13 protein-coding genes and 1 pseudogene are annotated in these 9899 nt (G+C 67.4%); 4 read left to right on the top strand and 10 right to left on the bottom strand.

Going from position 1 to position 9899, the window contains the following annotated elements; genetic code table 11:
- The 3 genes from IE225_RS32210 to IE225_RS32200 all read right to left on the bottom strand — a co-directional run.
- A partial coding sequence (locus IE225_RS32210; RefSeq protein WP_190061212.1) for an SUKH-4 family immunity protein occupies positions 1–311 on the bottom strand: 311 nt, incomplete at its 3' end.
- 35 nt (positions 312–346) lie between these two features.
- Complete coding sequence (locus tag IE225_RS32205; protein ID WP_268250027.1) at positions 347–952, bottom strand: SUKH-4 family immunity protein; 606 nt, start codon at positions 950–952, stop codon at positions 347–349.
- Positions 910–1440, bottom strand: coding sequence for an SUKH-4 family immunity protein (locus tag IE225_RS32200; protein WP_190061210.1), 531 nt, complete (start codon positions 1438–1440; stop codon positions 910–912). Before IE225_RS32200 ends, IE225_RS32205 begins: the two co-directional genes overlap by 43 nt.
- Positions 1441–2924: 1484 nt before the next feature.
- On the opposite strand from IE225_RS32200, the gene IE225_RS32195 reads away from it, so the two are divergent.
- Genes IE225_RS32195 through IE225_RS32185 form a run of 3 tightly spaced genes read left to right on the top strand, consistent with a single transcriptional unit; the run spans position 2925 to position 4224 of the window.
- Entirely contained in the window at positions 2925–3125 is a 201-nt protein-coding gene (locus tag IE225_RS32195; RefSeq protein WP_190061209.1) for a hypothetical protein, read from the top strand.
- Positions 3122–3415, top strand: coding sequence for a hypothetical protein (locus tag IE225_RS32190; protein WP_229880207.1), 294 nt, complete (start codon positions 3122–3124; stop codon positions 3413–3415). The genes IE225_RS32195 and IE225_RS32190 overlap by 4 nt, the downstream gene beginning before the upstream one ends.
- A gap of 8 nt (positions 3416–3423) precedes the next feature.
- Positions 3424–4224: a DUF8175 domain-containg protein gene (locus IE225_RS32185; protein WP_190061208.1), complete on the top strand. Its 801-nt coding sequence runs from the start codon at positions 3424–3426 to the stop codon at positions 4222–4224.
- A gap of 264 nt (positions 4225–4488) precedes the next feature.
- On the opposite strand, the gene IE225_RS32180 is transcribed toward IE225_RS32185, so the two are convergent.
- A complete protein-coding gene (locus tag IE225_RS32180; RefSeq protein ID WP_190061207.1) occupies positions 4489–4998 on the bottom strand; it encodes a hypothetical protein in 510 nt (169 codons plus the stop codon).
- A 23-nt stretch (positions 4999–5021) separates the two neighbouring features.
- Positions 5022–5564: a hypothetical protein gene (locus IE225_RS32175; RefSeq protein WP_190061206.1), complete on the bottom strand. Its 543-nt coding sequence runs from the start codon at positions 5562–5564 to the stop codon at positions 5022–5024.
- Positions 5565–5623: 59 nt separating this feature from the next.
- Here IE225_RS32175 and IE225_RS32170 point away from each other — a divergent pair.
- Positions 5624–5779, top strand: a pseudogene (locus IE225_RS32170) (hypothetical protein); the annotation flags it as partial.
- A gap of 68 nt (positions 5780–5847) precedes the next feature.
- Here IE225_RS32170 and IE225_RS32165 read toward each other — a convergent pair.
- The 5 genes from IE225_RS32165 to IE225_RS32145 all read right to left on the bottom strand — a co-directional run bounded on the left by IE225_RS32165 (position 5848) and on the right by IE225_RS32145 (position 9681).
- Positions 5848–6468, bottom strand: a complete 621-nt coding sequence (locus IE225_RS32165; protein ID WP_229880206.1) for a hypothetical protein — start codon at positions 6466–6468, stop codon at positions 5848–5850.
- 153 nt (positions 6469–6621) lie between these two features.
- Positions 6622–7140: a hypothetical protein gene (locus IE225_RS32160; RefSeq protein WP_190061203.1), complete on the bottom strand. Its 519-nt coding sequence runs from the start codon at positions 7138–7140 to the stop codon at positions 6622–6624.
- A complete protein-coding gene (locus tag IE225_RS32155; RefSeq protein WP_190061202.1) occupies positions 7137–8573 on the bottom strand; it encodes a putative T7SS-secreted protein in 1437 nt (478 codons plus the stop codon). The genes IE225_RS32160 and IE225_RS32155 overlap by 4 nt, the downstream gene beginning before the upstream one ends.
- Positions 8574–8596: 23 nt before the next feature.
- Positions 8597–9340 (bottom strand): hypothetical protein, encoded by a 744-nt coding sequence (locus tag IE225_RS32150; RefSeq protein ID WP_190061201.1) that lies wholly within the window; start codon positions 9338–9340, stop codon positions 8597–8599.
- A 35-nt stretch (positions 9341–9375) separates the two neighbouring features.
- Entirely contained in the window at positions 9376–9681 is a 306-nt protein-coding gene (locus tag IE225_RS32145; RefSeq protein WP_190061200.1) for a DUF6317 family protein, read from the bottom strand.
- Positions 9682–9899 lie beyond the last annotated feature (218 nt).

Below are 9899 nucleotides of genomic sequence, written 5' to 3'. Positions count from 1 at the left end.
CCGCCGGTCCCGGTGTCCAGGGCCAGGGCCGTCAGCGGGATCCAGCCGAAGACCACCCAGTTCTCGCAGTCCTCACAGCCCTGCGGTGTCTCGTGGCCGGACAGGTCGATCCTGTCCCTGACGAGAGGGAACCCGCCGTTTTCCCGGGGAGTTTGTGGCCGGAAGACTCCCGTCGGGATCCCGACGGTGCCGAGGAGCCTGTGGGCGTCCGATCCTTCCGGGACAGCGCGCAGCGCCGCGGGGGGTGCCACGAAGACGGCGTCCGTCCCCAGCACGGAAACCATGTCGTCGTGCGAAACGTCAAACAGCATCGAAATCCGGCCTCCGCCGTCCCGCCTCAAGCCCTTTACCACATACCGTCAAGGATTTCTGCGATCATCACGTTCCACTCCGACTCCACATCCTCGAGAGGTGAGGGGTCGAAGCTGGTCACCGCCTCGCGGAACCGACGCACCAGTGCCGCCGTGTCACCGCCTTGAGCCCGCGCATCGAGCAGTTTGCGGAACTCGGTCAGACAGAACGCGAGCGATTCGACATCGCGATGCAGCACCAGGCTGTCCTCCTCCCCCTCCGCATAAGCGTGAACCTTCCCGGACTCGGGGTCGATGACCAGGAGCGTCGTGCGCAGGTAACCGAGAGCCGGCCAGTGCCGGCGCTCGGGCGGGCACTCGAACTCGTCGTCCTCGAGGTCGAACAGTGGACCCAACTCGATGGGGTCCGGGTCATCGATGCCGACGTCGGCGCGCACCAGGAAGGCGCGGGTTGCCGGAAGGCCGGCCGTGCTGAGGAACGCCGCGGTCGCCGGTTCGAGGGCCATGCCGGGGTACTGGGGGAAGTAGACGATGCGGTCCAGACCGTGCACCCGTACCAGTTCTTCGCCGGTAAGCCCGGAATCCGTATTCCCTGGTCTCACCAGATGCCGTGCTCCAGCTCCTCGAGTGACAGGTTCCATTGCGACTCCTCGTCGGCGAAGGGGGTGGGATCGAAGGATCCGACGATCCGCCTGAAACGTTCGGCGAGTTCTTCCGGATCAACGCCGTTGTCGTGATCGACTTCAAGCTTGCGGAACTCGATGAGGGCGAACAGCAACGACTCGACGTCGCGGTGCAGCAGGATGTATTCCGTTTCCCCTTCGGGAAAGGCGTATACCCTTCCGGATTCCGGGTCGAGGGCGATGAGTGAGGTGAACAGGTAACCCAGCAGCCACCATGTCCGACTCTCCGGCGGACAAGGAATCCCGTAATGATCGAATCGGCTTCCGAGTACGATCGGGTCGAACCCGGGCTCGTACGGGTCCGCCGGGTCCTCTTTCGAAGAGAAGGCTTCGGAGTGGGGCAGGCCGACTGAACTCAGCAGATTCATCGCGTGCGGATCGACGGGTGCGCCGATCGGGTACTGCGGAAAATAGACCACGTTGTCGAGGCCGTAGGCTTCGATCATACGAGTGGAAATTGGTGAAAAGTCCGTGCGTGTATTTTGTGGCGGCAAGGTGGCGAAACCGTCCTCACAGTGATTTTCCGGCAGGCCGGCGCACCACTCGATGCCGATCGAGGCACCGCAGTGCGGGCAGCCGATTTGTTCCAGGTTGTCGCCGCAGTCGACGGGCGTGAGGGTGTCGTGCCAGGTGACGTCGATCCGACCTCCACATCATCGGGAAGGCCGGGAGCCAGGTCCGCGGCAAGTGCGGCGGCCCGTGCGGCTGCCGCCCGGTCGGGCTGCCACCGGGATCGGTCGGAATGATCGACAGGACGTCATCGCTCATGGACTCATTCGATTCGTCGGGCACGCGCGTTCGGCCGAGTCCGCGATCGTATAGCCACGTGGCAGGCCGGTCATTCCCTGGGTTCGTCGCGCGTGGAGGGCAAGGCCGGTGCCGCCGAGGCAGCCGTGGACTACGTGCGGGCGGTACTGGATCTGCTTAGGACGGCCACAGTCAGCGTGCAAGGAGAACCTGCTGACGATTCCGGTCCTGCACAGCCTCTTCGGCCGTGCGCCGATCTGACGCCGCGGCACTTGGTCCGCTACCTGCGCGCCGTGACCGGACCCGGCGTCGATACCGGCTTGTTGAATGTCCGGTAACCGGTCATTGCGGGGTGGCGACTTGATACGAAGGATGTCGTCGACGAATGGGGGCGTGCGGTCATCGCAGCCGTGGGGCGGTGGTTGGAGCCGCGGCGCGAGGCGGTCGGCGTACGGATCGCCGGTTCCGCGAAGGCAGATCCGGCGTTCGCGGGTCGTGCGGTGAGTCGGCAGGTGCCGGACCGCCTTGTCGACATGCCGTTCGTCCGGCCGTTTTCGACCTGGGGAGTGACACGTGGTGACACCCGTGGCGGAGGATCCCTTCGTCGAAGCAACGGGCGAGGCTGTGCAGATCTCAAGCGCGGCGGTGCGACTGCCTTGGCCATCTCGGCCTGGGTGAGTCCGAGGCGGCAGCGCGCATCTCGTAGGGTCAGGGCTGGTCCGGGCGGCAGCAGTTCGCACACCGGAACGCCCAGGGCTCGCGCGCCGCCGTACGACGCCACGGGTGAGCTGACCTCCGGCGACTGCAGAAAACGCTACTGAGCTGTGACAGCGGGACTAGCCTCAGTAGTCCCGCCAGCCCAAGATCGGGTGAGGCAAATCGAGGCATACAGGGGGGAGTTGCGGCGTGATCACCCATTCGGTGACATCAACCCCACAGGGGGGTGCAGCGGTTGGGCTGCGGTATGCGCTGATCCCCGTGCACGGCTACGGCATTGCAGTGGCGACTGTTGCTCGGATGCTCGATCCCGACGGTGCGGGCACCGCCCGCCTGCTGCACCCGGGCGAGTCCGTGCCGTACGGGTCGCGGCCGGTGCTGCTGGCGGAGACGACCGTGTACGGCGCGACGTGCGTGGAGCACATGCTGCGCAGCTGGGCACCCCGGCCTGCCGCGTCCGTGGCTGGTGCTGGTCGCCGACGCCTCCGTGAAGCCGGTCCCGGCCGCCCGCTACCGCTTCCGGGCACTGGCGGGCCGCCTGGCCGGGACTACGAGCGTGCCCTATCTGTCCATCCTGCGCGCGATGGAGGGGGCCGAGCAGGCCTTGACGGACAAAGACGTGAAGGCCGCAGCCGAGAAGCTGCGGCACCAGATGGAAGAGAAATGACCATGCACATGGCCACCGAGGTGGTCACGCTGGCCGGCATCAGCCCTGGCGTGAAGCCCACGGAGATCCCGAGGGTGTCCGAGCCGGTCTCCAGGCTGTTCGGCTACGGGCCGTGGTTGCTGATCCTGGCCGGTGCCGGCGGCACCGGCTTCGGCGTGTACAAGCTGACCGTCGCTGACAAGAGCCGCCACGGCGGCGGAAGCGAGCTGTTCCAGTGGATGGGGCTCGATGTGACCGCCATCCTCCTTGCCGGTTCGCTGATCACGATTCTCAACGGCACCGCAGGCTAGGCGGGGAGATGTCACGCACGAGAGGGACGTGGAACACCAAGGGCATGTGGGCCGCGGGTGTGGCGCTCGCGGCCGTCGTGGGCCTGACCGGCTACGCGATGCTCAACGGAGACGACGACAGCGGGGCGGCCGCGGGCAAGGGCAGTGTGCCTTCGAGCGCCCCCAGCAGCTTCGCCGGCGCCGTGCCCACCTACCAAGCCCCGGACGACTGGACGGAGCCGGAACGCTGGGCGGCGCTGCCGCGAGGAGCTCTCACCGACATACGCGGCAGCCGTATCGGCTTCCCGCACACGACCGAGGGCGCCGTGGCGATGATGGCGGCCGCCAACACCACCGACATCGAGGCCAACAGGTCCAACGTCGACGAGCAACTGCGCATCTACTACAGCTACATCGCCAAGGCAGACCAGTCCTCGCAGTACGTCGAGCAGGTCAAGAGCCAGTCTCAGCAGACCGACAAGAGCCTGCACAAGGAGATGGGCGTAAGCCCTGGCCAGGCGCTGCCGTCCGGCGCGTACGTTCGCAGCAACGTGGTGGGCTTCAAGGTCATCGAAAAGTCGTCGGACGAGGTCAGCGTGTGGCTGCTGTTCCGAGTGACGCAGAAGAACGGGGAGACGGCCAAGGAGAAGAGTTCCTATGCTCGGCTGGTCAACGGTGCGGTGTGGGAGGACGGGGACTGGAAGCTGTCGGTGGACGTGACGGCGCGGGCCCTGAAGAAGGCCAAGACTCTGACTGCGCCGGGCATGGGGGCTCCGGGTGACGCCAAGTTCAACGACTACGGGTGGACCGCTATCCGGGAGGCCTCATGAGGCGCCTGGCGGCCCTGCTGCTCGCTCTGGGGGCTGTGCTGGGGGTGGGTGTGGCCGTACCACAGTCGGCGGTGGCCGACGGGCCGATCGGCACCATCACGGAGGGTGCGTGTGATATCGCCGTCACCACCTCACTGCCAGCAGTGAGGTGGTGACGGCGATATCGCCACGGGGGGTGTCTACGACCTGTGCGACAAGAGCGGCCACGTTGCCGAGGAGAAGGTCAAGGAGGCCTGGAACGCGTACGGGGTGTGATCCACGGCGTCATCCCTCGGTGCCCGCGCGGTGGAACACAAGCCACGTGGGCGCGGCACGCAGCCCGGCCTCGTCGGCGGACCAGCCGTGCTCCTGCGCGATCCGCAGGGCGCGTGCCACACCCAACTGCCGGAAGTAGCTGTCGTCGACCTCGACACGGCCGTCCCGGTGCCGCCAGGTGGTCCCGCTGCTCTGCCGCCCCTCCAGCACCGGGGCCCGGCCGTCGAACAGCGCCCGCAACTGGTCCTCGACCCAGAGCACGTCCCGCGAGCACTCACGGCGCATCCGCTTCCGGTTCAGCCACATGCGCCGCCGCCAACGGAAGCGCCGCCCACTGCCGGGCGGATCCGGAACGTCGACGTCCCAGACGAACGCAAAGGGGAAGAAGGCCATGAAGTACCCGGACACGAGGACCAGGTACGGCACGAGCCACAGCGCCCCCAGCACCGGGAACCACAGCCACTGCAACACGTACCGCAGACATGCCGCGACCGGCGACTTCGGAGGCCGAGCGCCCATCCGAGGATCGGCGGCGATCGCTTTTATCCCGATTGTTTCGATGTGCGCGTATCCTTTCGGGCAGGGCAGGTCAGCTCCAGCCAGAACGGCAGCTTGCTTTCGCTTTCGTCGAGAATCCACCCGTACTCGTTGTGGGCGATCTCCAAGGCGCGTCGTGCGCCGATGAGCCGGTAGTAACTCTGGTCCATGCCGAGGTGGTGTCCGCCTGATTCACAGCGCAGGCGCGAAACCGTTCCGGAACCCGGTGGATTGCAGTTCAGGGGGTTGTTCTCCAGTATCTTCCGGAGTTCCTTCTCCTGTGCCTGAGGATCAGTGATGCGCTCTCGCCGCAGCCGTCGCCGGTCGATCCAGATCCGCTCACGCCAAGGTGCCTTCCTGGCCCCAGTTCCACCGACCGGATCCACTTCCACGTCGAGGAGGGCGAGAAGGGCCAACGGGATGCGGGTGAGGATCCAGACCGGCGGCCCCCACACCCACTGCAGGCAGTACCGTGCCCAAAGACGCAGTGGTGGTCTGCGCGGATAAGGATTCCAAACCTGATTCGAGCCAGTCGTCGACGCATTCACCCAGCTGCTCCCCGTGCTTGATCGGTTGCGTTCTTGTATCTCTCATACTTGTCTTCGGCCTCACGGCGACCAGGCACATGGTGGCTGCGGCCGGCGTCCACCGCCTGAAGTTCTGGACGGTGGACCCGACGGTGGTGGTGCAGCGGCTGCTGATCGACACGGGCGGGCTGGAGCCGACGTATCTGGGGCCGGGGGAGAGTCGATGGGTGGGGTGAGGGCGGCCGGCCGTATGTTTCCGGGTCCGTCCGGGTGTCCGTGCTGCTAGGTCCGCCCGGGTGTCCTTTCAGGTGTCCTCCCTGCTCCGCAGCACCGCCAGCGCGTAGGCGACCCGGGCGTCCAGGCGCCCGGGGAAGGAGCGGTAGGTCCTGCTGACGCCCCGGTAGTCGAGCACCGTGCCGGCGCCGGGCGCGCGCCAGCGGGTGCGGGCCGGCCGCCGGAACGTCCAGTCGTCCGCGGTGCCGTCGAAGAACGCGTACACCATCGCGCCCAGAGCGAAGAGGAACCAGACGGGAGCGGTCACCACATAACAGAGCCAGGCGTACCAGGTGCCCACCCTGCCCGTGACCGGCCGGGGCGCGCCGGTGACCTGAGCGGACCACCGGACACGGCGCGGCCAGGGCAGCAGCCGCCCGGCACGCCGGGTGATCCGCGCCAGCGGCACGCCCTCGGCGGTGCGGACGTCGTAGACGTCCCGGGCGTCCCGGGCGTCCGGGGCGTCCGGGACGTCCGGTGCGGCGGGCCGGACCGAACAGGACGCACCGCCACTGCCGTCCGGTCCGCCGTGGATCCAGAACGGCACGGGCACCCGACTGTCCCCGCACTGCGCGGCACGGGACGCGAAGACCCGCGCCGACGGGGCGTCCTCGGGGCGGCGGCCGGCCGCCGGCCGGATCGTCGCGACCATGTCGGCGTCGGGTGGCAGGTGCGCCGGCCGGGGTTCCGGTACGGGAACGGGAGCGTTCCGTGAGACGGTGAACGAGTAGGGCCTGCAGTACACGACGAGTTCGCCTGGAGGGAAGGCATCAGTAGGGGAACGCGGCCGAGTCGGTAGGTGTGTTTATTTCTTTTTGGGGCAGGTCAACTCCAGCCGGCCCGGCAGCTTGGCTTCGGCATTCTCGGCCAGCACCCACCCGAACTCGTTATGGGCGATGCCGAAAGCGCGTCGTGCGCCCAGCAGCCGAAAGTAGCTGTCCGCGACAGTGAGGCGGTGCTTGCCACCCGAGCAGGGAAGTGGCGCGGGAGCGCCGGGACGTGGAGGAACGCAGTTGAGGCGGTGGTCCGCCAACAACTGCCTGAGTTCGCGCTCCTGTGCCTGCGGATCGGTGATGCGCTCCAGGCGCAGGCGCTCCCGGTCGATCCAGATCCGCTGTCGCCACCGCGGCTTGGGCATGTCCCCCCGGCTCGGCTGCGGGACCTCCACATCGAGAAGGGCCAGAACTATCAGCGGCATACGGACGAGCAGCCAAAGCGGCGGCCCCCACAGCCACTGGATGCAGTAGCGAGTCCAGACGCGCAGTGCCGACTTGGGGGGACGGGAATCCCATACGCGGTTCGAACCGGTCGTCGCCGTGGTCATTCGAACACTCCCCATCCGTGGTGGATTACGCCCTTGTATTTCTCGTACTTGCCGTGGACGTCCGCAGAGGCGGCCCTCTCCGTCGACTCGAACAACTTGTACCCGCGGTACGCGGCTTCGGTCCCGCGTGACACCCATGAAGTGGGATCGATGAACGTTTTGCTGTTGTCGCCGAGTTTTACCGCGTCGGCCAGGGCGGGGATCTTCCCGAGGGGAGTGTGATCGATTACCTTGGGGAAGATCATCTGGTCCAGAAATTTTACGGGGCTGCTCATCGGTCGTTCATAGCGCACGGCGTCGCTGAACACTCGCTCCGTAGCCATGAGGAATCGGTCCTTGGCGGATTCCGCGGTGGCTCGGTATACGGCTTTTCCTTCGCCGAATCGACCCAGGATTTTTTTGGTCTCCAGGAGTACTTCGCCGTTCTTCGCCCTGCTGGCGATTTCCTCGATACGGTCGAGCGCCTTGAAGGAGTCGGCCCCTATCTCCACGCCCCTGAAGGTCTGCCAGGCAACCTTTCCCCCTTTCAGAAGGTCACCGAACGGCACGAAGCCGGCGAGGTCCAGGCCGATGTCCACTCGGGAGCCCTTCTCGGACCCGGCGGCCCAGCCGGTCGCGTGGAAGGCCAGGGCGCCGGCGTTCAAGACCCTGCCGAGGAGCTCGAAGACGGCGGCACCGATGACCGTCTCCGAGAAGACGATGGCCAGTACGTCGCACGCGGCGGCGGCCACGCCGAGCCAGTCGCCGATCTTGTAGATCGTGTCCGCGTGTTTCTTGATCCAGTTCCAGAGGTCGTCCGCGAGGTCCTCGATCCGGTCGCCGATGTCTTTGACAAAGTCGGTGATCTTGTCGAGCAGGGACTGGTCCGGGGCGACTTCGGCGGCTCTGCGGATCGCCTTGGCGGCGGCGCGGGCGGCCTCGTCGTGGTGGGCGAGCAGGTCCTGGGCCTTCTTGATGATGGCGTTCAGCTCGTCCTGGGCCTCGTTGAGCCGCTGCACCGCGTGGTCCAGGCGCCGCTGCGCGTCCTGCAGTTCCTCTTCCGTGTCGAACGTCCGGCCCGCGAGTTGCAGATCCGGGTTGTTCTCCGCCTCCTTCAGCGCCTTGCGGGCCGCGGTGGCTTCGTGCTCGTAGCGGCGTGCCAGCTCCTGGAAGTCCGTCAGCCGGTACTCCCAGGTCTGCAGTGCGTGCGCGGCGTCGACCAGCGAACTGTGCCCGTCGGCCAGATACTTCGGCAGCACACTGGTCTGCTTGGCGAACGCGGAGGCCGCCTCGCCCACCCAGGCCCCGCGCGCCTTTCCCAAGTGGGTCAGCGTCTGGTGCGCGTCGTTGAGCTGCTTGCCCACGCCGGTGAGTGCGGTGACCAGTTGGTGCACGGAGGCCGGCATGCCGGGCGCGGGATCGAAACCGAGCGCCTCGTACGTCTGTGTGCTCATCGGAGACGGTTTCCTCGACGCGGTCAGTAGAAGGTGAAGGGAGATACGGTGGTCTGGCCGGCCGCACCGGCGTCCACCGGCGCGTCGGCCCCGCCGAACGTGACGGAGTAGGCGATGTCCGCGAGGACCGCTTGGTAGTGGAAGAGGTCCTGCACGTCGGGCGTGCTCAGGCAGAGCAGCAGAACCCGGTCCTCGTCGGGGAACGGCAGCCAGACCTCGATCCGGACGAAGAACCTCTCCTGGTCCCCTTCCGGCAGCTCCCACACAGCCCGGGAACCGGTGACGCGGACGACCGCTGGGCCGGCGGGCAGGTCGATCGGCTGGACCTCGCCCGCATCGCCGTTCCCGGCGGCCTTGTCCAGTGCTTCGGCGATGCCCGCGGCCGTGAGGTGGGGATCCGGGTTCTCCAGGTCGCGCACGCTGACGGTGAGGGTGGCGCGGCTGACGCGCTCGGGCGGTTCGGAGCCGTCCGGACCGCCGCCCATGGGGAAGATGCCGAGCGCGCTGTAGACGGTCCCGCCCGCGACGAGCTGCTCGGCGTTCGCCGCATACAGGGCGGCGGTCAGGCGGCGCAGGGGTTCCCGCTTCTCGTCCTCGCCCCAGTAGTCGTGCGCGAACTGCCGCAGTTGTTCGGCGAATCCGGTCTCGTCCTCGCCGATGCCCAGGGGGATGGCGTGAAACTCCGGCGGGACCTGGAAGCGGAACGCCGGCGGCGCCTCGCCGGCAGCCGCCGTCTCTGCGGAGACCGTTGTCTCCGCGGGAGCCACCGCCCCTGCTTCCGCCCCTGCCTCGTGCGCGGACATCACCGTTCGGCAGTCCTCACGGACCTCACCGTGGCGGCCACCCGGTCGTCCAGGTGCTGGTAGAGCCGTCCCGCCCGGGCGACCTTCTCGGTGATGCCGCCCGTGGCCTCGGCGATCAGCCCGATGCCGTGGCCCCACTTCTTCTGGAAGTAGTCGCAGGCCTCCTCCAGTTCGTCGGAGCCCGCGCCCTTGGGCCCGATGTCCTTCAGCTGCTTCATCGCGGACCGCATCCCGTCCGCGCACTCGCCGAGATCCCTGACGAGCCGGAACAACCCCTCGAACTCGACCTTGCAGTAGCCGGCCACCGCAGTTCCACACCCCCTACAGTTCGCGATCTGTGATCTTCGCACAGAGACCGCGTCGGAGAGACACTGTTCCGGCTCACCGGTGCGGACGTCCCCAGAAGACACCCGAGCGCTTCACGCGCCCGGTCCCCGGTCGGGGTCACGACCACATGCCGGCGGCGATCTCCTCCATGATCTGGGGCCAGATGCTGTCATCGGAGAAGGGAAGCGCGTCACGC

It is taken from the genome of Streptomyces echinoruber, from assembly GCF_014651135.1.
Classification (GTDB): Bacteria; Actinomycetota; Actinomycetes; order Streptomycetales; family Streptomycetaceae; genus Streptomyces; species Streptomyces echinoruber.
This window is presented reverse-complemented; position numbering and strand designations above follow the sequence as displayed.